Genomic DNA, 21,149 nt, shown 5'->3' on the forward strand with positions numbered 1-21,149 from the left:
ACGCACCAGCGCCCCTCGTGATGGAGGCCCGCGGCCTGGTGAAACGCTACGGCCAGGTCGTCGCGCTCGACGGCGCCGATTTCGAGCTGCGCGCCGGCGAGATCCTCGCGGTGATCGGCGACAACGGCGCCGGCAAGTCCTCGCTGATCAAGGCCTTGTCGGGGGCGACGATTCCCGACGAGGGCGAGATCAAGCTCGACGGCAGGACCATCCACTTCAAGAGCCCGATCGACGCGCGCCGTGCCGGCATCGAGACCGTCTACCAGGACCTCGCGGTGGCACCGGCGATGAGCATCGCCGAGAACCTGTTCCTCGGCCGCGAGCTGCGCCGCCCGGGCTTCCTCGGCAACGTGCTGCGCATGCTCGACAAGAAGAAGATGCTGGAAGAAAGCGTCACGCGGATGAACGAGCTGAAGGTCGGCATCCGCTCGATGACGCAGGCGGTCGAGACGCTGTCGGGCGGGCAGCGCCAGTGCGTCGCGGTGGGCCGCGCGGCGGCGTTCGCGCGGCACGTGGTCATCATGGACGAGCCAACCGCGGCGCTCGGCGTCAAGGAAGGCAACATGGTGCTCGAGCTGATCCGCCGCGTGCGCGACAAGGGCCTGCCGGTGATCCTGATCAGCCACAACATGCCGCATGTGTTCGAGATCGCCGACCGCATCCACATCGCGCGGCTCGGCAAGCGCGCCGCGGTCGTCAATCCGAAGAAGATCAGCATGAGCGACACGGTGGCGGTGATGACCGGTGCGAAGCGGGTCGACGAACTGCCGGCCGACTGCCTGGCCTGAACCCGTACCGAGACACCATGCTGAAGAACATCGATCCCGTGCTGACCCCGGCGCTGCTGAAGCTGCTGTGCGAGATGGGCCATGGCGACGAGGTGGTGCTGGCCGATGCCAACTTCACCGCCGAATCGCTGGCCGGCGGCCAGCCGGTGCTGCGCCTGCCCGGCATCGGCATGGCGCGGGCCTGCGCGGCGGTGCTGTCGGTGTTCCCGCTCGACGAAGCCGTGCCGCGGCCGGTCGCCTACATGCAGGTGAGCGGCACGGCCGAGGGCTACCGCTCGGCGCTGCAGCGCGAGATCCTCGACCCGCTGGGCGCGCAGTGCGAGGCCGTCGAGCGCTTCGCGTTCTACGATCGCGTGCGCGGCGCGTACGCGATCGTGCAGACTGGCGAGATGCAACCGTTCGCCAACATCCTCTTCAAGAAGGGCGTCATCGCCGACGCCCTTCGGCCATGACCGAACTCCAGGCGAGCCGGCTGCGGCCGCGCGGCTCCAACCACGTGGGCATGCGCCAGTTCAACGAGCGCGTGGTGCTGCAGGCGATCCGGCTGCACGGCGCGCTGCCCAAGGCTGAGATCGCGCGCCTGACGCACCTGACGCCGCAGACGGTGCAGTTGATCATCGGCCGGCTCGAGGGCGACGGGCTGGTCGTCAAGCAGGCGCCGGTGCGCGGCAAGGTCGGCCAGCCGTCGGTGCCGATGGCGCTGAACCCCGACGGCGCGTTCTCGATCGGCATCAAGATCGGCCGGCGCGGCATGGACATGCTGCTGGTCGACTTCACCGGCCAGGTGCGCGAGCGGCTGGTGCGGGCCTATGCCTTCCCCGATCCGCGCAGCTTGTTCGACGAGATCGCCGACGGGCTCGCCGAGTTGCGCGGGCGGCTCGGCCCCGAGCGGGCGCGCGTGCTGCACGGCGTGGGCGTCGCAGCGCCGCTGTCACTCGGTGGCTGGGAGTCGCTGCTCGGGGTGTCGGCCGAGGCGGCGCGGGCCTGGGCGCTGATCGACATCCGCGCCCGCGTGGCCGCGCTCACCGAGTTGCCGGTGGTGTTCGTGAAGGACACGGCGGCGGCCTGCGTGGCCGAGCTGGTGGCGGGCCGCGGACGCAGCATGCGCAGCTATCTCTACATCTTCGTCGACACCTTCATCGGCGGCGGGCTGGTGCTGGACAGCCACCTGCGCGGCGGCGTCAGCGGCAACGCCGGCGCCGTCGGTTCACTCGCGCTGGGCGCGAACGACGGCAGCGGACTGCCGCGGCAGCTGCTGAGCCTGGCCTCGCTGTTCGACCTGGAGGCGCGCTGGCGCGAGGCCGGGCTGGCCGAACAGGCCTGGCTCGACGAGCGGGCGCTGAGCGAGCCCTGGCTGCCGATCACCGAGGCCTGGCTGCGCGACGCCTGCCCCGGCATCGCGCTGGCGGTGCACACGGCGGCCTGCCTGCTCGACCTGGAAGGCGTGATCATCGACGGCTCGTTCGGCCGCGGGCTGCTGGCCGCGTTGCTGCGCGAGCTGACAGTGGCGCTGGACGGCTACAGCTGGGAAGGCGTCGCGCGGCCGGAGGTGCTGCCGGGCACGATCGGTTCGGATGCGCGGGCGATGGGCGGGGCGCTGTTGCCGCTGTATGCGAACTTCGCGCCGGACCGGGATCTGTTCCTGAAGCTGGAGCCCTGATCGCTCAGCGCGAGCCGAACATCATCTGCCGCGCCAGTGCCGACTTCACCGGCTTCAACGCCTGCAGCGCCGCCATCCCCAGCCCCCGTGCCGCCCCCGCCCCCGGCAGCTTCCACGTGAAGCTGCGCGCGAGGAAATCGGTGGCGGCGATCATCGCCCAGCGGTCCGGCCCGCGCTGCCACTCCAGCCGCCGCAGCACCTGCGCCACATCCCGGTTGCGCGACAAGGCCTGCACCAGCTCGAACGCATCGCGCAGCCCCAGGTTCAACCCCTGCCCCGCCACCGGGTGCAGCGTCTGCGCCGCGTTGCCGATGCGCACCGTGCGCCCGTCGGTCAGCGTGCGCTCAGCGCTCAGCCCGAGCGCGAAGCGCTTCAGCGGCGACAGCGCGGTGATCGCGCCGACCTCGGCATCGAACATCGTGTTCAGCACCGCAAGCCGCTGCGCATCGGTCAGCGGCTCGACCGGGTCGTCGTTCCCCGGCACGCACCACACCAGCGAGGCCTGCCCGTTCTTCAGCGGCAGCAGCGCCGCCGGCCCGTGGCGCGTGAAGCGCTCGTAGGCGACACCCGGCCGCGCGTTCGCGAGCGTCACGGTGCCGACCCACGCGGTCTGGTGGTAGTCGTGGTGCAGCGGCTCGCGCAGGCGGCCCAGGCGCTCGCGCGGCAACTGGCTGAACACGCCGCCCTCGGCCACCACCGCGAGGTCGAAGCGCTCGGCGATGCCGGCATCGATCTCGACGCCATCGTCCAACGGCTTCAGCCCCTGCACCGGCTGCCCGAAGCGGCTCAGCAAGCGCTGCGGCTCGCGCTCGCAGGCCGCCATCCAGGCCCGCTGCAGCGGCGCGACGATGCCGCCGTAGCTCAGCACCGCACCCAGCATCGGCACCGCCTCTTCGAGCGCACTGATGCGCACCGTCGGCTCGCCGATCCACGCGGCCAGCGCCGCACCGAGCGACGGCGGCTGCTGCGAGACATGCACCTCGACGATCGGTTGCGCCGCCTCGGCCTGCCAGGCGTCGAGCCGCTGCAGCAACTGCACGCTGCCGAGCGACAGCGCCAGCGTGCGCGGGTCGGCGGACACGTCCTTGTCGAGCGGGCGGGCATCGAACACGCTGACCTGGGCCTGCGGCAGCGACTGCGCGGCCAGCAGCGCCAGCGCCAGCCCGACCGGCCCGGCGCCGACCACGGCCAGCGTCAACGGCTTGCCGGAGGCGGATGAGGTGGGGCGGGGAGCGTTCATCGGGCACCTCGTGTGGCGAAAAAACGGCATTGTCGCGCTGCCGCGCCCGACCCCTTTCAGAGAGCTTGGCGTGACATTTCGCACCGATCGCCGGCTCGCCACTGTCCTACCCCCGACTCAGGGCATGTCAGCCGGGGCCCCGAGGGGGTACGGTGCCGGTTGATGTCCCTTCGCCGTACCCCACCAATGCCCGCCTTCGCAGTTCCCGCGCGCCTGTTGCTCCTGACCTCTGCCATCGTTGCCGCAGGCGCGATGCTCGGTGCCTGCAGCCCGCAGGCCGGCGCCTCCACCGAACAGGCCGCCTTCAAGATCAACGGCGAGCCGGTCAGCGAGCACCAGCTCGAACTGGTGCTGCCGCGTGGCGCGATCGGCGACAGCGACGCGCAGTCGCAGGCCGCGGGCCGCCAGGCGGTGGCCGGGCTGGTGCAGGAATCGCTCGCGGCGCAGGCGGCGCGCAAGGCCGGCCTGGACCGCGACCCGCGCACCGTGCAGATGATCGAGGCCGCGCAGCGCGAGGTGCTGGCCCGCGTCTATGGAGAGCGCCTCGCCGGCACTGCGGTCGAGCCATCCAGCGACGAGATCGACCAGTTCTACGAAGCCCATCCCGCGTGGTTCGCGCAGCGCCGGCTGATGTGGCTGCAGGAGGCGGTGCTGCCGCTGCCGGCCGCGCGCATCGATGCGCTGAAGGCCCGGCTGCAGGCCGCGACCACGCCCGACAAGACGATGGAGGCGCTGCGCGTCGAAGGCGTGCCGCTGAATGCGCGCCAGTTCGCGCTGCAGCCCGAAGAGACGCCGCAGGCGCTGCTCGACGGCCTGGTGCCGCTGCGCGTCGGCCAGTCGCTGGTGCTGCCGCAGGACGGCGGCGTGCGCGTGCTGACGGTGCTGCAGACGCAGCCGGCCGCGGTGTCGCGCTCGGCGGCCGTCAAGCAGATCGCGGCGCTGATCCGCGGCGAGCGGCGCCGCAAGGCGGTCGAGCGCGGGCTCGCGGCCTTGCAGCAGCAGGCCAAGGTCGAGTACATCGGCCGCTCGATGCAGTGGAGCGCCGCGGCGTCCGCGCCGCTGCTGCGCTAGCCGATCCACCGGGGGCCGCGCCACGCGGTTCACCAAAAAGGGGGAGACGAGGGGCCGATGCCGCGGCGTATTATTCGCCGCACTCCGATCCCGGAGCCGGTCGTCTTCCAGGAGCTTCACGCCATGGGCCTGATGGATTTCATCAAGAAACAGTTCATCGACATCCTCGAGTGGACCGAGTCCGGCGACGGCGTGCTGGCCTGGCGCTACCCGATGGCCGACAACGAGATCCAGTACGGCGGCTCGCTGACCGTGCGCGAATCGCAGATGGCGGTGTTCGTCAACGAGGGCAAGGTCGCCGACGTGTTCGGCCCCGGCACCTACAAGCTGACGACGCAGACGCTGCCGGTGCTCACTTACTTGAAGAACTGGGACAAGCTGTTCCAGAGCCCGTTCAAGAGCGACGTCTACTTCTTCAGCACCCGCCAGCAGATCGACCAGCGCTGGGGCACGACCCAGCCGGTGACGATCCGCGACAAGGACTTCGGCGCGGTGCGCCTGCGCGGCTTCGGCAACTACAGCTACCGCATCGCCGACCCGAAGCTGTTCCACACCGAGGTCTCGGGCACGCGCGCCAGCTACACCACCGCCGAACTCGACGGCCAGTTGCGCGCGCTGATGCTGCAGCACATCTCCGACGCAGTCGCGTCCAGCGGCATCGCCTTCCTTGACCTCGCGGCCAACCAGGTCGAGTTCGCGAAGGCGCTGCAGGAGGCGACGCAGCCGGCGTTCAACAAGCTCGGCCTGCTGCTCGAGAGCGTGACGCTGCAGAACATCTCGCTGCCCGAGGAGCTGCAGAAGATCCTCGACCAGAAGATCGGCATGGGCATGGTCGGCAACGACATGGGCAAGTTCATGCAGTACCAGACGGCGCAGGCGCTGCCGAAGTTCGCCGAAGGCAGCGGTGGTGGTGGCGGCATCGCCGGCGACGCGATGGGCCTGGGTGCGGGCGTTGCGCTCGGCCAGGTGCTGGCGCAGCAGCTGGGCCAGGGCCTGCAGCAGCCGCCGGCGGCGCCGGCCGCGGCAGCCGCCGCGGCGGCGATCCGCCCCGACGAGGTGATGGCCACGCTCGAGAAGCTCGGCGATCTGAAGGCCAAGGGCATCCTGACGCAGGACGAGTTCGACGCCAAGAAGGCCGAGCTGCTGAAGAAGCTGGTCTAGAAACCAGTTCTTGGCAACCGACCCCAGCCCCCAGCGCGTCTACCGCGCGGCCTGCCCGAACTGCGGGGCCGAGGTCGAGTTCCGCTCGGCCGCGTCGGCCTTCGCGGTCTGCAGCTTCTGCCGCAGCACCATCGTGCGCGACGGCGATGCGCTGCGCAAGATCGGCCAGAGCGCCGAGCTGTTCGACGACCATTCGCCGCTGCAGCTCGGTGCGAGCGGGCGCATGCAGGGCGCCGCCTTCACGCTGGTGGGCCGGCTGCAGTACCGCTATGCCGAGGGCACCTGGAACGAGTGGCACGCGCTGTTCGACAACGGCCGCAGCGGCTGGCTGTCGGAGGACAACGGCCGCTACGTGCTGGCCTTCGACCAGCCGTTGCAGGCCGCGGCGCCGGACCCGACCAGCCTGCGGCCGGGCCAGCAGCAGATCGTCAACGGCCAGCCGTGGTCGGTGGCCTCGGTCTCGGCCGCGAAGCTGATCGCGGCGCAGGGCGAGCTGCCGGTCAAGCCCAACACCGAACGGGGCTTCGTCGTCAGCGACCTGCGCAGCACGCGCGACGAGGTCGGCACGCTCGACTACGGCAACCCGGCCGCGCCGAAGTGGTCGGTCGGCCGCTCGGTCGCGATCAGCGAACTGGCGATGACCGGCCTGGCCGAGCCCGCCGAGAAGACGCTGAAGGCGCGCAGCATCGAATGCCCGAACTGCGGCACCTCGCTCGAGGTGAAGCTGGCGACGACGCAATCCATCGTCTGCCACCAGTGCCATTCGGTGGTCGACGTGTCGCAGGGCGTCGGCGGCGACCTCGCACACTACGTGCAGGACAACGGCAGCGAGCCGCAGATCCCGCTCGGCAGCGTCGGCACGCTGGCGCTCGGCGGCAAGGCGCCGCTGCCGTGGCAGGTGGTCGGCTATGTCGAACGCTGCGAGCTGCCGGACGGCCCGGACGACGAGCAGACCTTCTGGCGCGAGTACCTGCTGTACCACCGCAGCGAGGGCTTCGCGTTTCTCGTCGACGCGGAAGACGGCTGGAGCTGGACGGCGCCGATCACCGGCGTGCCGCAGCTGCGTGGCGACAGTGCTGTCTACCAGGGCGCGACCTACCGCAAGCTCTACACCTACACCGGGCAGGTGACCTACGTGCTCGGCGAGTTCTACTGGCAGCTCACGCGCGAACAGCGCACGCTCAACACCGACTACCAATCCGGCAGCAAGCGGCTGAACCGCGAGCAGACCGGCGACGAGATCGTCTGGTCGGCCGGCGACGCGATGAGCGCCGACGCCATCCTGAAGGCCTTCCGGCTCGACGCGGGCCAGCGTGCGGCGCTGCAGCGCGATGCGCTGCCGTCGTCCGGTTCGGGCGGGCTGCTGGCCAAGATCTTTCTCGCGATGTTCGTGATCGCCGTGCTGCTGATGCTGTTCCGTTGCAGCAGCGGCAGCAGTTCGTCGAACTGCGACGGCCTGCGCACGACCTACGGCGAGAATTCGCAGGAGTACGTCAGCTGCCTGAACAGCAACCGCAGCGGCGGCAGCGGCTTTCGCACCGGCGGCGGCTCGTTCGGCGGCTTCTCGAGCGGCGGCGGCCACAAATGAAAACCCGCACCCACGCAACCACACCCAGGAGGCTCTCATGATGGGAATCGAATGGATGAAGCCCGGCATCTTCGTCGGCTCCATCCTGTTTGCGCTGATCGGCGTGCTGGTCTTCTGGATCAGTTTCGTCATCGTCGACAAGATCACGCCCTACGACCTGTGGGCCGAGATCGTCGAGAAGAAGAACGTCGCGCTGGCCATCGTGGTCGGCGCGATGTGCATCGCGATCGGGATGATCGTCTCTGCGGCCATCCACGGATAGCGTGAACGACGCGGCGGTCGGTCCCCCTGCCCCGAGTCCACCGCCGCCCGGCATCCGCCCGGCCGAGGTGGCGCTGCTCGCGTCGGTCTTCGTCGTCGCCGCCTGCGGGCTCGTCTACGAGCTTGCGGCCGGCACGCTGGCGAGCTACCTGCTGGGCGATTCGATCCTGCAGTTCTCGACCATCATCGGCAGCTACCTGTTCGCGATGGGCATCGGCTCGTACCTGTCGCGCTTCTTCGAGCGGCAGATCATTGCGCACTTCCTGCGCATCGAGCTGCTGGTCGGGCTGGTCGGCGGGCTGATGCCGCTCGCGCTGTTCGCGCTGCAGACGCTGGCCGCGCCGTCGTTCCGCTTCGCGCTGTATGCGCTGGTGCTGCTGGTGGGCACGCTGGTCGGGCTGGAGATCCCGCTGGTGATGCGCATCCTGAAGCGGCACTTCCGCGAACGCTATGCGCTGAAGGACCTGGTGTCGCAGGTGCTGACCTTCGACTACCTCGGCGCGCTGGTCGTCGCGATCGCGTTCCCGCTGCTGTTCGTGCCGCAGTTGGGCCTGATCCGCACCGGTGCGTTCTTCGGGCTGCTGAACGCCGCGGTCGCGGTGTGGGCGCTGTGGCTGTTCAAGGGCGAGCTGCGGCGCTGGAGCCTGCATGCGCTCGCCTGCGGCGGCGTCATCGTGGCGCTGCTGGCGGCTTTCGCGGGGGCCGAGCGCGTCAGCAGCTGGGCCGAGGACCGCTTCTACGCCGACCGCATCGTCTACAGCGCGTCGAGCGCCTACCAGCGCATCGTCGTCACGTCGAGCAGCGTCGGCGTGCGGCTGTTCCTGAACGGCAACCTGCAGTTCCATTCGCGCGACGAGTACCGCTACCACGAGGCGCTGGTGCACCCGGCGATGGCCGGCCACGGTGCGCCGCGCCAGGTGCTGGTGCTGGGCGGCGGCGACGGCATGGCGGCGCGTGAGATCCTGAAATACCCCGGCGTCGAGCAGGTCACGCTGGTGGAGCTCGACCCGCACATGACGACGCTGTTCGCGCAGTCGCCGATGTTGCGCGCGCTGAACGGCGATTCGCTGCAGTCGCCGAAGCTGCGCATCGTCAATGCCGATGCCTTCGCGTGGCTGGAGCAGACCCCGGGCGCGTTCGACGTGATCGTGATCGACTTCCCGGACCCGACCAACTTCTCGATCGGCAAGCTCTACACCACCGGCTTCTACCGGCTGGTCGAGCAGCACCTGAACGCGAGCGGCTATGCGGTGGTGCAGACCACCTCGCCGCTGATCGCGCGCAAGAGCTTCTGGACGGTGGCGACCACGCTGGAGGCCGCGGGCCTGCAGGTGACGCCGTACCACGCGCATGTGCCGAGCTTCGGCGAGTGGGGCTTCATCCTCGCGAGTCGCCGGCCGTACCGCATGCCGACGCAGCTGCCCGAGGGGCTGCGCTTCGTCAGCCTCTCCGGCCTGCCGGCGCTGTTCGACTTTCCGATCGACATGGCGCGCGTGCCCGCCGACGTGAACCGCTTGTCGAACCAGGTGCTGGTGCAGACCTTCGAAGAAGAATGGGGCAAGGTGCACCAGTGAAAAGACGCAGCTGGCTGGCCCGTGCCGCTTCACTGCCCTTCGTCGGGCTGGCCGGCTGCGAGGCGAAGCGACCGCCGGCCTACGGCGGCGAATGGGTCGGCGCGCAGCACGAGCGCGGCCACCGCTTGCGCGACGGGGGCCGCACACTGGCCGAGCCGACGGTGCACAAGCGCGCGGGCGTGATCATCGTCGGCGCCGGCATCGCCGGGCTGTCGTGCGCGCGCAAGCTGGCGCTGGCCGGCATCGACGACGTGCACGTGTTCGACCTGGAGGATGGCGCCGGCGGCAACAGCCGCGCGCACCGCATGGGTGGCATGGCCTGCCCGCTCGGCGCGCACTACCTGCCGGTGCCGGGCGACGACGCGGTGGAGCTGGTCGGCCTGCTCGAATCGCTGGGGCTGCGCCGCACCGAGGGCGGCCGCGCGGTGTGGGACGAGCGCCACCTGTGCCACAGCCCGCAGGAGCGGCTCTTCATCGACGGCCATTGGCACGACGGCCTGCTGCCGCCGATCGCCGCGCTGCCCGAATCGCAGCGCGACGCAACGCTCGCGCAGTACCGCCGCTTCGCGGAGCTGGTGTCGCTGGCCGGGCCGAGCGGCAGCTTCGCGCTGCCGACGGCACGCGCCGCGTGGACGCCGGCGCTGCAGGCGCTGGACGGCGTGAGCTTCGCGCGCTGGCTCGACGATCAGGGCATCACCGCGCCGCCGTTGCGCTGGTACCTGGACTACTGCTGCCGCGACGACTACGGCGCCGGTGCCGCGCAGGTATCGGCCTGGGCCGGGCTGCACTACTTCGCGAGCCGACACGGCTTCCATGCGCCGGGCGACGATGCGCGGGCGCACGACGACGGCGTGCTGACCTGGCCCGAGGGCAACGCGTGGCTCGCGCAACGTCTGGCGACGCCGCTGACCGGCCGGCTGCACGACGGCTGCGTCGCGCTGGCGCTGGAGGAAGGCCGGCACGAGGTGACGCTGGACCTGTGGAACGCGAAGGCCCAGCGCACCGAGCGCTGGACCGCGGCGCACGCGGTGCTCGCGATGCCGCTGTTCATCGCGACCCGCGTGCTGCGCACGCCGCCGGCGGCCTTGCAGCCAGCGGTGGCCGCGATGCGCTACGCACCGTGGCTGGTCGCGAACCTGCAGCTGTCGGACGCACTGGACGACCAGCCCGGCGCGCCCCCGTCGTGGGACAACGTGCTGTACGGCAGCAGCACGCTCGGGTATGTCGACGCGATGCACCAGGCGACGCGGCCCTACCCCGGCCCGACGGTGCTGACGGCGTACTGGGCGCTGGGTGGCGACAACGAGGCGCAGCTCATCGCGCAGCGCAAGCGCCTGCTCGACCAGCCGTGGCAGGCCTGGTCGCAGGCGGTGCTGCAGACGCTGGTGGAGGCGCACCCGGACCTGCCGGACAAGCTGGCGCGCATCGACCTGATGCGCTATGGCCATGCGATGAGCATCCCGCTGCCCGGCGTGCGCGGCAGCACCGCGCTGGCGGCGCTGGCCTCAGGCGGCGGCCGGGTGCAGTTCGCGCATGCCGATCTCTCGGGGTACTCGGTGTTCGAGGAGGCGTTCTTTCATGGGAACGAGGCGGCGCGGCGGATTGCGGCGGCGTTCAAGCAGCGTCAATAGCCCAATGACATCGTGATGGCCCCGGCGACGAAGCAGCTCGTCGCGATCGCCGTGGCGGCCAGCGGGATCCGGAACCAGTAGCGCAGCGAGAGCACGACGTAGGCGGCGCTCGCGATGCCGGCCAGCCACACGAAGGTGGGCGAGCGGTGCAGCACGTCCATGTGCCGCGCGGCGAGCATCAGGTAGACCAGCGAGAACAGGATCGCGCCGAGGCTGTGGCTCGCGTTGAAGCCGATCCAGGCCTTCCACATCGTCGTGTCGCGCGTCAGGCGCGGCGAGCTCGAGCGCATTGCGCGGGCAACGTTGGCATCGCGCGGATCGAAGTTCGTGCCGAAGAAGGTGTACGTCAGATGCAGCAGGCCGAGCAGGCCGTAGATCGCGGCCCCGGCGAGGATCAGGATTTGGGACATGAGAGATTGTGTGGGTCGGAAGAGCAAGCGTCGTTACCAGGCGCAACCCCGGGCGTTGCAGGGTGATGCGATGCGCCGGCGCTAGACTGCTATCCAGCCATCAGGAGCCGACCATGTCCGATCCCGTGTCCCACATCCTCAGTCTTGGCCGCGCCTTGCCGCCGGAAGACCGGGAACGGCTTGTCGAGCAATTGCTGGAATCGCTCAATGAGCCAGCCGCCGCCGAGCTTGATGCGGCGTGGGAGAACGAAATCCAGCGCAGGTTGGCCGAGTTCGAGCGAGGGGAGGTCCTGCCGATCGATGCGGAAGATGTGTTCGCCAAGGCCCGCCGAATAGCACGGTGATCAAGGTCATCTTCCTTCCCGCCGCAGAGATCGAACTGCTGAAGGAAGTCACCTACTACTCCAAGGCTGCCACGGGAGCCGGCCTGCGCTTCCAGACCGCGGTCGAGGCTGCAATCTCTCGTGTCAGGACACACCCCCTGGGTGGCGCACCGAGCTTCAAGGAGACGCGCAGCGTCCTCGTCAAGGGGTTCCCCTTCAGCATCGTCTACCAGCCCGAGAAAGAAGTGCTGCTTATCGTCGCCATCGCGCCTCATCGAAAACGCCCGAACTACTGGGCTTCGCGTGTCGACTGAGGGCACGCCCGCTCACCCCGCCTTGCGCCGATCCATCTGCGCGCTCTCATAGAACGCCTTCTTCGACGCGTACATCGCGTGATCCGCCTCGTTGACCGCGGCCTCGATGCGCCCACCCGCTTCGCAGGTCGCGATGCCCAGCGCAAAGCTCAGCGTCGTGGTGCCGTGGAACTGGTTGTTCAGCTCCGACAGCGAGGCCAGCCGGTCCAGCAGCAGCTGCGCGGCACGGGCGTCCATCCCCGGCAGCAGCAGCGCGAACTCGTCGCCGCCGATGCGCGCCGCGCACATCGGCTTGTCGATCGCCTTCGTCAGCACCTCGCCGGCGCGCCGCAGCAGCGCGTCGCCGGCCGCATGGCCCTGCGTGTCGTTGATGGTCTTCAGCCCGTTCAGGTCGCCGACCACCACCGTCACCGGCCACGGGCCCTTGCGCTCCAGCCGGTTGATCTCGTCGACGAAGAAGGCCCGGTTGCGCAGCTTGGTCAGCGGGTCGTGTTTGCCGAGGAACTCGAGGTAGGCCTCGGCCTGCTTGCGCGCGGTGATGTCGGTCAGCGAGATCAGCACCAGGTCCCAGTCGGCCTCATGGCCGGGCAGCACCGAGAACTGCAGGTACACATGCAGCTTGTCGCCCGCCAGGTTGTAGTTGACGACCTCGCGCTGGTGCGTGGTCTTGCCGTTCCACAGGTCGTGCAGCTGGTCGCCGAAATGCGCCGTCATGTCGTCGCGGAACACGTCGCCCAGCCGGCGCAGCAGCGTGTCGCGGTCGGGCGCGCCGAACATGCGCAGCGTCTGCTGGTTCACGTCGATCACGCGCACCTCCTGCAGGCAGCGGCTGACGAACTCCGGATGCACGTCGGTGAACACCCGGAAGTCGCTGATGCCCTGCGCGCGCGCCTCGTCGAGCAGCCGCTTCACGCTGCTGAAATCCTCGACCCACAGCGACACCGGCGAATGCTCGAACAGCCCGCGCGCATACAGCTCACTCAGCCGCAGCGCCTCGGCAGCCGCGGTGCGCTCGGTCACGTCCTCGATCGACAGCAGCACGCGGTCCCAGCCGGCCTCGTGGCCCGGCAGCACGGTCGCGTTCAGCACGATGTCGAGCCGCCGGCCGTCCAGCGCGTAGTTCACCGTCTGGCTCGTGAAGCGGGTGCGGCCCTCCCACAGCGCGGCCAGCTCCTCGACGAGCTGCTCGAACATGTCGTCGCGGAACACCCGCGGCAAGCTCTCGACCAGGTGCGCCAGGTCGCGCGCGCCGTACAGCTCGAGCGTGCGCCGGTTCACCTGCAGCACGCGCAGGCAGGCCGAGCATTCGGCGACGCGGCGCGGGTCGGCCCGCAGGTGGGCGCGCAGGTCGGTCACGCCATCGGTGCGCCAGCGGGCGAACAGCGCATGCAGCGCGCTGTAATCCTCCAGCCACAGCGACACCGGCGCGAGGTCGAACAGGCCGGCGAGTTCGGCGGGGGGCAAGGCCTCGTTGACGTTCATGACATGCCCTTTTTGGCAGCGGCGACCTCAGTGCGCGTTCATCCACGCCTCGATGGCGGCGGGTTCCACCGGTGCGCCGCGGCTGATCAGCTCGCAACCGCCGGGGGTCACGACCGCATCGTCCTCGATGCGGATGCCGATGTTCCAGAAAACCTCGGGCACGTCGGGCGCCGGCTGCACGTACAGGCCGGGCTCCAGCGTCACCACCATGCCGCATTCGAGCTTGCGCGACGGCGAACGCACGACGCGCCCGCCGCGGAAATCCGGCTGGTCGACGGCCGGCTCCTGCAGCGACAGGTACTCGCCGACGTCATGCACGTCGCGCCCGAGCCAGTGGCCGGTGTCGTGCATGTAGAAGCGCCGGTAGGCGCCACTCGCCATCACCGCATCGACATCGCCATCGCGGTCGCGCACCAGCAGCCCGTGGTCGAGCAGGCCCTGCGACAGCACGCGCACTGCCGCCTCGTGGGCATCGCGCTGCCGGCAGCCGGGCCGCGTCGCGGCCATCGCCACCTGCTGCGCGGCCAGCACCACGTCGTACAGGGCGCGCTGCGGCGCGGTGAAGCGGCCGTCGGCCGGAAAGGTGCGGCTGATGTCGCTCGCGTAGCCGTCGAGTTCGCAGCCGGCGTCGACCAGGCACAGCTGGCCGGCGCGCAGCTCGGTCGGGCCGGCCGCATGGTGCAGCACGCAGGCGTTGCCGCCGGCCGCGACGATGCTGCCGTAGGCCGGCCCGCTCGCACCGTGGCGACGGAATTCGTGCAGCAGCTCGGCCTCGATCTCGTACTCGCGCACGGCGGCCGCCGGGTCGGCGTGGAAGCGCTGCCCGCAGTAGCGCATCGCCCGCGCATGGGCGCCGGCCGAGATCGCCGCGGCGCGCCGCATCGTGTCGATCTCGTCGGCGTCCTTGATCAGGCGCATCTCGTCGACCAGCGGGCCGAGGTCGCGGTGCACCGGGCCTTCGGCACCGAGGCCGGCGCGCGTGCGGGCGCGCGCCAGCCAGCCGGGCAGGCGCTGGTCGAGCGCGCTCGGCACGGTGAACAGCGTCCAGACGTTGCGCACCTGGCCCATCAGCTCGGGCAGCAGTTCGTCGAGGCGCTCGATCGGCCAGGCCAGGTCGACGCCGAGCGCCTGCGGCGCGGCCTCGGGCCCGAGCATCGGCCCCTCCCACACCGAGCGCTCGGCGTTGACGGCGTGGCAGAACAGCTCGCTGCGGCCGTCGGCATGCAGCACCAGGCAGCTGTGCGGCTCGTCGAAGCCGCTCAGGTAGTGGAAATGGCTGCCGTGGCGGAACGGGTGCTCGTTGTCGCCGTTGCGCATCTGCATCGCCGCGGTCGGCACGATCGCGATGCCACCACCGGCGGCGGCCAGGCGGCGGGCCAGCTCGGCACGGCGCCGGCGGAAAGGGTGGGTGCGCATCGGGCGGAGGGCGGTGCGCCGGCGCGTCAGAACTCGCTGTCCGCGCGGGATTTCGACGGATCGGTGGCCGCGGCGGCGGCGGCGCGCTGCTTGCGCAGGCGGCGCAGCTCGCGCAGCATTTCCTTGTCGCCCTCCGTCGGGATGCGGCCGCCGTCGGGGTCGGGCGCACCGGCCACGGTGTCGGGCGGGCCCGGGCGGGTGGCCACGAAGCCGGGTCGGGGGGCCACGCCGGCCGGTTTGTCGCCCCGCTTGTCGTTCTGCTTGTCGAGCAAGGCCTGCAGCCGCCAGCGGATCTGGTTGGCCACGTTCTCCACCGCCTCGAGCTGGGTCTCGGCATCGGTCTTGGGCAAGGCCACGACCCGCTTGTCGGTCATGCGCATCAACAGGCGGCAGACGCGGTTGCGGTTCTGGTGGCGCAGCGTCGGCAGCGTGCCGTCTTCCTCGACGACGCTCACGTCGCGGATGTTCTCGATCGCCACCTGGTGCACCTTGCCGGTGACGCCGCGCTGGAACCAGACGTAGTTCGCGCTGACGCCGACGCGCTCCCAGCGCGCCATGTCGAAGGCGACCGCGCCGAGCACGCCGAGGATGCCCACGAAGATCAGCCAGCCGAACGACAGCGCAACGCCGAGCCAGATCACCAGGCCCGCGACGAACGGGACGACCACGACCTCGAGCATCGCGCGGTCGGAGGTGCCATAGACGTTGCGGTCGTAGCCGGCGAGTTCGAGCTCGCCGCTGGCCAGCGGCTGGAACGACGCGGTCAGAGCCTTCGCGCCGCGCCCGATCAGGATGTGGCCGGCGACCGCGAACGCGACGAGGAAGGGCAGCATCAGCCAGGTGCTGAACGATGCGAGGCCGCCGGCGCTGCGGGCGGCAGCGGCCTGGGCCACGGACGGGCTGCCGAGCGCGCACAGCGCCAGCGGCAGCAGGAGAGAGCGGGGGCGAAGAATCTTGGTCACGGACGCGACGGTAACGCGAAGCGCACCGTCCGCAAAGGGGACCGACGAGAGTACCCGCACTCGGGCGTGGGGGCTCGTGCGCGGTGTGCGAATCGACCGGGGGGCTGTGGCTAAGATGCCGCAATTCTTAACGAGGTGTAGCGATGAAATACCGTCGATTGGGCCGCAGCGGCCTGCAGGTCAGCGAGCTGTCGCTCGGCTCGTGGGTCACCTATCACAACCAGGTGGACACCGGCTCGGCCAAGGAAATGCTCGCGGCGGGCTTCGATGCCGGCGTCAATTTCTTCGACAACGCCGAAGCCTATGCCGCCGGCCAGAGCGAGGTCGTGATGGGCGAGGCGTTCCGCCAGCTGAAGTGGCCGCGCCTGAACTTCATCGTGTCGACCAAGTTCTTCTGGGGCCTCGACCGCGAGGGCAACACCGTCAACCGGCGCGACACGCTGAACCGCAAGTACCTGACGCAGGCGATCGACGGTTCGCTCAAGCGCATGCAGCTGGAGCACATCGACCTGGTGTACTGCCACCGGCCCGACCCGCACACGCCGATCGAGGAGACGGTGTGGGCGATGAGCGACATGATCACCCGCGGCAAGGCCTTGTACTGGGGCACCAGCGAGTGGAGCGCCGCCGAGATCCGCGCTGCGTACGACATCGCCGAGCGCCACCACCTGCACAAGCCGGTGATGGAGCAGCCGCAGTACCACCTGTTCCATCGCCAGCGCGTCGAGCAGGAGTACGCGCGCTTGTACGACGACATCGGCCTGGGCCTGACGACCTGGAGCCCGCTCGCCAGCGGCCTGCTGACCGGCAAGTACCGCGGCGGCGTGCCGCAGGGCAGCCGCGGCGCGCTCGAAGGCATGGGCTTCCTGCTGAAGGGGCTGACCGATGCGGACAAGAACGCCGCCGTCGCGAAGCTGGAGCCGATCGCCCGCGACCTGGGCGGCAACCTGGCGCAGCTGGCCGTTGCCTGGGTGAACCGCAACCCGCGCGTCAGCACGGTGATCCTGGGCGCGTCGAAGCTGTCGCAGCTGCAGGACAACCTGGGCGCGCTGGCGATCACGCCGAAGCTGACGCCGGAGGTGCTGGCGAAGATCGACGAGATCACGACGCCGTTCGCGGCTTGAGGCGACCGCGGTAAGAATCGAGAAGGGCCCTGCGGGGCCCTTTCTGCTTTTATTCGCCCGCCATTCCGACCCAGGGCGAGTTCTGTCGCAACGCCGTCCCCCATCCATCGAGGTCCGAACCCATCGCCACGGCCATCTCCGGAATCGGCATTTGGAGGATCTCGCTCCACCGATCAATGTAGTCGTCGCTGCAAAGGCGCTCCTGTCGCCAGCGCCGGACGACCTGTCTGGCGCCGTCAATCATCCGCGCGCAATCCTCCGAGGACATGGCCAGCAGGCTCGAAGCGAGCCTCTGATGACGCATGAGGCGTTCTCGCTCGACACCAGCCTGATGACGGCGAGCCTGTTGGCGGCTCGCATGCTTGTTGAAGTCAGTTTCATCCGGCGGAGGCGGGCTCAAGTCCATGGGTCGACATTCTGCGAGTACCCGCATTGACGACATAACTATACGTTCGTATAGTTAATCCATGCCCCGCCCCTCCCAGAACGTCGACCAGCGCCTGCTCGATGCGGGCCTCGAACTGCTGCCGCAGACCGGCTGCGCCGGGCTGTCGGTGCGGCGGCTCACCGAGCATGCGGGCGTCAACCTGGGCATGTTTCACTACCACTTCAAGTCCAAGGACAACTTCATCCGCGCGGTGCTGCAACGCACCTACGAAGACATGTTCGCGGCGCTGACGCTGGAGGTCGAGACCGACTCCGCGGCGTCGCCGGTGCACAACCTGCGCAGCGCGGTGCGCGTGCTGGCGCACTTCGGCCGCCGGCACCGCCACCTGATGGTGCGCATCCTGGCCGACGCGATGGCCGGCGAGGCGCTGGCGCGCGAGTTCCTGCTGGCCAACCTGCCGCGCCACATCGCGGTCATCGGCCGGCTGATCGCGCAGGCGCAGCAGCGCGGCGAGTTCCGGCCCGCGCCGCCGCCGCAGGTGCTGGCCTTCATCGCCGCCGGCGTCGCATCGCCGATCCTGATCGGCACCGCGATGCAGGGCGCCGGCGGCCTGCCCGAGGCCAACGCGTTGATCGACGACCACCTGCTGTCCGATGCGGCGATCGAGACGCGCATCGACGCGGCCTTGCGCGCCTGGCTCACCCGCCCCGAGGAGACCCCATGAAGCATCTCGCGCTGTTGATGACGATCGCGGCCGCGCTGGCCGCCTGCTCGGAGCCGCCCGCCGAAGGCTATGCCGGCTATGCGGAAGGCGACTACGTGCGTCTGTCGGCACCCGTCGCCGGCACCTTGACCAGGCTGCACCTGCAGCGCGGCGACCGCGTCGATGCGGCGGCACCGGCCTTTGTGCTGGAGCAGGACAGCGAGCGTGCCGCGCGCGAGGAAGCCGAATCGCGCCTGCGCGCCGCGCAGCAGCAGTTGCTCAACCTGCAGCAGGGCAGGCGGCCCGATGAACTGGCGGCGGCGCGCGCCCAGCTCGCGCAGGCGCAGGCGGCGCTCGCGCTGTCGAACGCCGAACTGGCGCGCACCGCGAAGCTGGTGGCCGAGCAGTTCAACTCGCCGGCCACGCTGGACCAGGCGCGCAGCAAGGTGGCGAGCGACCAGGCGCACGTCAACGAACTGGCGGCGCAGCTGCGCGTCGCAAACCTCGGTGCGCGCACGCCGGAGATCGCCGCCGCCGCGCAGGAGGTGAAGGCCGCGCAGGCGCAGCTCGACCAGGCCGACTGGCGCGTCGCGCAGAAGACCCAGCGCGTGCCCGCCTCCGCCGCTGCCGCCGATGTGGTCGACGTGCTGTACCGCGAAGGCGAGTACGTGCCGCTGGGCGGCCCGGTGCTGACGCTGCTGCCGCCCGGCAACATCAAGGCGCGCTTCTTCGTGCCGCAGGCGGTGGTCGGCGCCTTGCGCGTCGGCCAGGCGGTGAGCCTGCACTGCGACGGTTGCGGCGCGCCGATCGCCGCGCGGCTGAGCTTCGTCGCCCGCGAGGCCGAGTTCACCTCGCCGCTGATCTACAGCCGCGAGAACCGCGCGGCGCTGGTGTTCATGGTCGAGGCGCGGCCCGAGCCGGCCGACGCCCGCCGCCTGCACCCCGGCCAACCGCTGCAGGTGCTGCTGGGCGCCACCTCATGAGCGATGCCGCTGCCCCCGCGCTGATCGACGTGCATGGCCTGACCAAGCGCTACGGCGGCCGCACCGTCGTCGACCATGTCGACCTGCGCGTCGAGAAGGGCCGCATCCACGGCTTCCTCGGCCCGAACGGCAGCGGCAAGACGACGACGATCCGCATGCTGTGCGGGCTGCTGACGCCCGACGACGGCGGCGGCACCTGCCTGGGCCACGACATCCGCACGCAGTCGCGGCTGATCAAGCGGCAGGTCGGCTACATGACGCAGCGCTTCGGCCTCTACGAAGACCTGAGCATCGAGGAGAACCTCGACTTCGTCGCCCGCGTCTACGCGGTGCCCGACCGCCGCGCCAAGGTGACGGCCACGCTCGAGCAGCTCGGGCTCGCGACGCGGCGCACGCAGCTTGCCGGCTCGCTGTCGGGCGGCTGGAAGCAGCGCCTCGCGCTCGCTGCCTGCCTGATCCACTCGCCACAGTTGCTGCTGCTCGACGAACCCACCGCCGGTGTCGACCCGGCGGCGCGTCGCGATTTCTGGGACCAGATCCACGACCTGGCCGCGGCCGGCCTGACGGTGCTGGTGTCGACGCACTACATGGACGAGGCCGAGCGCTGCCACGAGCTCGCCTACATCGCCTACGGCAAGCTGCTGACGCAGGGCACGGTGCAGCAGGTCATCGACAGTGCCGGGCTCGTGACCTGGGCGGTGGCGGGCACGAACCTGGTGGAGGTCGGGCACCGGCTGCGCGAGGCGAAAGGCATCCGCACCGTCGCGCCGTTCGGCTCGACGCTGCACGTCAGCGGCGACAACGAGCAGGCGATCCGCGACGCGCTGGCCGCGGTGAACCGCCCGGACCTGAAGGCGAACCCGATCGAGCCCAGCCTGGAGGACGTCTTCATCGCGCTGATGCAGGACGCGAAGGACAACTTCGCCACGGAGAAGCCATGAGCTGGCAGCGCTTCATCGCGATCCTGATCAAGGAGCTGCGCCAGGTGCGGCGCGACCGGCTGACCTTCGGGATGATGGTCGTCGTGCCCATCGTGCAGCTGGTGCTGTTCGGCTTCGCGATCAACAACGACCCGAAGCACCTGCCGGCGGCGATCGTCGTGCTGGACCAGAGCGAGTTCACGCGCAGCTTCGTCGCCGGGCTGGAGAACTCGCAGTACTTCCGCATCACCGAGCGCCCGGCCGGCGTCGCCGAGGCCGATGCGCTGCTGGCCACCGGCCGCGTGCAGTTCGCGCTCGTGATCCCGCCGGATTTCTCGCGCCGGCTGCAGCGCGGCGAACGCCCGGCGATGCTGGTCGCGGCCGATGCCACCGACCCGGCGGCCACCGGCAACGCGGTCGCCGCGCTGGACCGCATCGGCCAGCGGGCGATCGGCCGCGAGCTGGTCGGGCCGCTCGCCGCGCTGCGGCCAGCCGACTCGCCGTTCGAAATCCGCGTGCAGCGCCGCTACAACCCCGAAGGACTGACCAGCTACAACGTGATCCCGGGGCTGATCGGCGTGATCCTGACAATGACGATGGTGATGATGACCTCGCTCGCGATGACACGCGAACGCGAGCGCGGCACGATGGAGAACCTGCTGGCGACGCCGGCGCGGCCGGTCGAGGTGATGCTCGGCAAGATCGTGCCCTACATCCTGATCGGCTACGTGCAGGTGACGGTGATCCTCGCGGCCGCACGCCTGCTGTTCGATGTGCCGATGGAAGGCAGCGTGCTGCTGCTGTCGGCGGTGCTGGTGCTCTTCATCGCAGCCAACCTGGCGGTCGGCTTCACCTTCTCGACGATCGCGCGCAACCAGCTGCAGGCGATGCAGCTGACGTTCTTCTTCTTTTTGCCGTCGATGCTGCTGACCGGCTTCATGTTCCCGTTCCGCGGCATGCCGGGCTGGGCTCAGGCGATCGGCGAGGCGCTGCCGCTGACGCACTTCCTGCGCATCGTGCGCGGCATCATGCTGAAGGGCAACGGGCTGGTCGAGGTGGCGCCGCACCTGTGGCCGATCGCGCTGTTCATGGCGGTGGCGGGCACCATCGCGCTCATGCGCTACCGCCAGACAGTCGACTGATACCCTTG

Annotated in this window: 22 protein-coding genes; 16 read left to right on the forward strand and 6 right to left on the reverse strand. The window is 70.1% G+C overall.

All coding sequences use genetic code 11. The annotated features are described in order from the left end of the window. The first annotated feature begins 20 nt into the window (after positions 1-20). Genes BUE42_RS01920 through BUE42_RS01930 form a run of 3 tightly spaced genes read left to right on the forward strand, consistent with a single transcriptional unit; the run spans position 21 to position 2,448 of the window. Positions 21-788 carry an ATP-binding cassette domain-containing protein gene (locus tag BUE42_RS01920; protein ID WP_235002057.1) on the forward strand — a complete coding sequence of 256 codons (768 nt, stop codon included), beginning with the start codon at positions 21-23 and terminating at the stop codon, positions 786-788. Between the two features lie 17 nt (positions 789-805). Beyond that, a complete protein-coding gene (locus BUE42_RS01925; protein WP_073462425.1) occupies positions 806-1,240 on the forward strand; it encodes an RbsD/FucU family protein in 435 nt (144 codons plus the stop codon). Next, entirely contained in the window at positions 1,237-2,448 is a 1,212-nt protein-coding gene (locus BUE42_RS01930; RefSeq protein ID WP_073462426.1) for an ROK family transcriptional regulator, read from the forward strand. The genes BUE42_RS01925 and BUE42_RS01930 overlap by 4 nt, the downstream gene beginning before the upstream one ends. A gap of 4 nt (positions 2,449-2,452) precedes the next feature. On the opposite strand, the gene BUE42_RS01935 is transcribed toward BUE42_RS01930, so the two are convergent. Beyond that, positions 2,453-3,688, reverse strand: a complete 1,236-nt coding sequence (locus BUE42_RS01935) for an FAD-dependent monooxygenase (protein ID WP_073462427.1) — start codon at positions 3,686-3,688, stop codon at positions 2,453-2,455. Positions 3,689-3,904: 216 nt separating this feature from the next. Between BUE42_RS01935 and BUE42_RS01940 the strand changes: the two genes are divergently transcribed. The 6 genes from BUE42_RS01940 to BUE42_RS01965 all read left to right on the forward strand — a co-directional run bounded on the left by BUE42_RS01940 (position 3,905) and on the right by BUE42_RS01965 (position 10,974). Next, on the forward strand, positions 3,905-4,759 hold the full coding sequence (locus tag BUE42_RS01940; RefSeq protein ID WP_159445355.1) for an EpsD family peptidyl-prolyl cis-trans isomerase: 855 nt from the start codon (positions 3,905-3,907) through the stop codon (positions 4,757-4,759). A gap of 123 nt (positions 4,760-4,882) precedes the next feature. Then, the gene (locus BUE42_RS01945) at positions 4,883-5,920 is read left to right on the forward strand and encodes an SPFH domain-containing protein (protein ID WP_073462429.1); all 1,038 of its coding nucleotides are present in this window, start codon (positions 4,883-4,885) and stop codon (positions 5,918-5,920) included. A 10-nt stretch (positions 5,921-5,930) separates the two neighbouring features. Then, entirely contained in the window at positions 5,931-7,508 is a 1,578-nt protein-coding gene (locus BUE42_RS01950) for a DUF4178 domain-containing protein (protein ID WP_073462430.1), read from the forward strand. 40 nt (positions 7,509-7,548) lie between these two features. Next, positions 7,549-7,770: a DUF350 domain-containing protein gene (locus BUE42_RS01955; RefSeq protein ID WP_056804825.1), complete on the forward strand. Its 222-nt coding sequence runs from the start codon at positions 7,549-7,551 to the stop codon at positions 7,768-7,770. A gap of 1 nt (position 7,771) precedes the next feature. Next, positions 7,772-9,343 carry a polyamine aminopropyltransferase gene (locus BUE42_RS01960; protein ID WP_073462431.1) on the forward strand — a complete coding sequence of 524 codons (1,572 nt, stop codon included), beginning with the start codon at positions 7,772-7,774 and terminating at the stop codon, positions 9,341-9,343. Then, complete coding sequence (locus BUE42_RS01965; protein ID WP_073462432.1) at positions 9,340-10,974, forward strand: flavin monoamine oxidase family protein; 1,635 nt, start codon at positions 9,340-9,342, stop codon at positions 10,972-10,974. The genes BUE42_RS01960 and BUE42_RS01965 overlap by 4 nt, the downstream gene beginning before the upstream one ends. Here BUE42_RS01965 and BUE42_RS01970 read toward each other — a convergent pair. Next, positions 10,968-11,384: an LIC_13387 family protein gene (locus BUE42_RS01970; protein WP_073462433.1), complete on the reverse strand. Its 417-nt coding sequence runs from the start codon at positions 11,382-11,384 to the stop codon at positions 10,968-10,970. The two genes, BUE42_RS01965 and BUE42_RS01970, sit on opposite strands and share 7 nt — an antisense overlap. Positions 11,385-11,497: 113 nt before the next feature. Here BUE42_RS01970 and BUE42_RS01975 point away from each other — a divergent pair, with 113 nt between their 5' ends. Together BUE42_RS01975 and BUE42_RS01980 are read left to right on the forward strand one after the other, a co-directional pair. Then, positions 11,498-11,728 (forward strand): addiction module protein, encoded by a 231-nt coding sequence (locus BUE42_RS01975; RefSeq protein ID WP_073462434.1) that lies wholly within the window; start codon positions 11,498-11,500, stop codon positions 11,726-11,728. Then, positions 11,725-12,021 carry a type II toxin-antitoxin system RelE/ParE family toxin gene (locus BUE42_RS01980; RefSeq protein WP_073462435.1) on the forward strand — a complete coding sequence of 99 codons (297 nt, stop codon included), beginning with the start codon at positions 11,725-11,727 and terminating at the stop codon, positions 12,019-12,021. Before BUE42_RS01975 ends, BUE42_RS01980 begins: the two co-directional genes overlap by 4 nt. A 12-nt stretch (positions 12,022-12,033) precedes the next feature. Here BUE42_RS01980 and BUE42_RS01985 read toward each other — a convergent pair whose 3' ends face one another. Genes BUE42_RS01985 through BUE42_RS01995 form a run of 3 tightly spaced genes read right to left on the reverse strand, consistent with a single transcriptional unit; the run spans position 12,034 to position 15,881 of the window. Then, complete coding sequence (locus BUE42_RS01985) at positions 12,034-13,503, reverse strand: GGDEF domain-containing protein (RefSeq protein ID WP_073462436.1); 1,470 nt, start codon at positions 13,501-13,503, stop codon at positions 12,034-12,036. Positions 13,504-13,530: 27 nt separating this feature from the next. Then, positions 13,531-14,919, reverse strand: a complete 1,389-nt coding sequence (locus BUE42_RS01990; protein WP_073462437.1) for an aminopeptidase P N-terminal domain-containing protein — start codon at positions 14,917-14,919, stop codon at positions 13,531-13,533. A gap of 26 nt (positions 14,920-14,945) precedes the next feature. Then, positions 14,946-15,881, reverse strand: a complete 936-nt coding sequence (locus BUE42_RS01995) for a hypothetical protein (protein WP_073462438.1) — start codon at positions 15,879-15,881, stop codon at positions 14,946-14,948. A gap of 143 nt (positions 15,882-16,024) precedes the next feature. On the opposite strand from BUE42_RS01995, the gene BUE42_RS02000 reads away from it, so the two are divergent. After that, on the forward strand, positions 16,025-17,005 hold the full coding sequence (locus tag BUE42_RS02000) for a potassium channel beta subunit family protein (RefSeq protein ID WP_073462439.1): 981 nt from the start codon (positions 16,025-16,027) through the stop codon (positions 17,003-17,005). A gap of 49 nt (positions 17,006-17,054) precedes the next feature. Here BUE42_RS02000 and BUE42_RS02005 read toward each other — a convergent pair whose 3' ends face one another. Continuing rightward, positions 17,055-17,411 (reverse strand): hypothetical protein, encoded by a 357-nt coding sequence (locus BUE42_RS02005; protein ID WP_143171258.1) that lies wholly within the window; start codon positions 17,409-17,411, stop codon positions 17,055-17,057. Between the two features lie 61 nt (positions 17,412-17,472). On the opposite strand from BUE42_RS02005, the gene BUE42_RS02010 reads away from it, so the two are divergent. The 4 genes from BUE42_RS02010 to BUE42_RS02025 are packed head-to-tail and all read left to right on the forward strand — an operon-like array spanning position 17,473 to position 21,141. Beyond that, a complete protein-coding gene (locus tag BUE42_RS02010; protein WP_073462441.1) occupies positions 17,473-18,117 on the forward strand; it encodes a TetR/AcrR family transcriptional regulator in 645 nt (214 codons plus the stop codon). After that, positions 18,114-19,079, forward strand: coding sequence for an HlyD family secretion protein (locus tag BUE42_RS02015; protein ID WP_073462442.1), 966 nt, complete (start codon positions 18,114-18,116; stop codon positions 19,077-19,079). The genes BUE42_RS02010 and BUE42_RS02015 overlap by 4 nt, the downstream gene beginning before the upstream one ends. Beyond that, the gene (locus BUE42_RS02020; protein WP_073462443.1) at positions 19,076-20,020 is read left to right on the forward strand and encodes an ABC transporter ATP-binding protein; all 945 of its coding nucleotides are present in this window, start codon (positions 19,076-19,078) and stop codon (positions 20,018-20,020) included. The genes BUE42_RS02015 and BUE42_RS02020 overlap by 4 nt, the downstream gene beginning before the upstream one ends. Continuing rightward, a complete protein-coding gene (locus tag BUE42_RS02025) occupies positions 20,017-21,141 on the forward strand; it encodes an ABC transporter permease (protein ID WP_073462444.1) in 1,125 nt (374 codons plus the stop codon). The genes BUE42_RS02020 and BUE42_RS02025 overlap by 4 nt, the downstream gene beginning before the upstream one ends. Positions 21,142-21,149 lie beyond the last annotated feature (8 nt).

Origin of the sequence: Rhizobacter sp. OV335 (assembly GCF_900142965.1) — a bacterium.
GTDB lineage: Bacteria > Pseudomonadota > Gammaproteobacteria > Burkholderiales > Burkholderiaceae_C > Rhizobacter.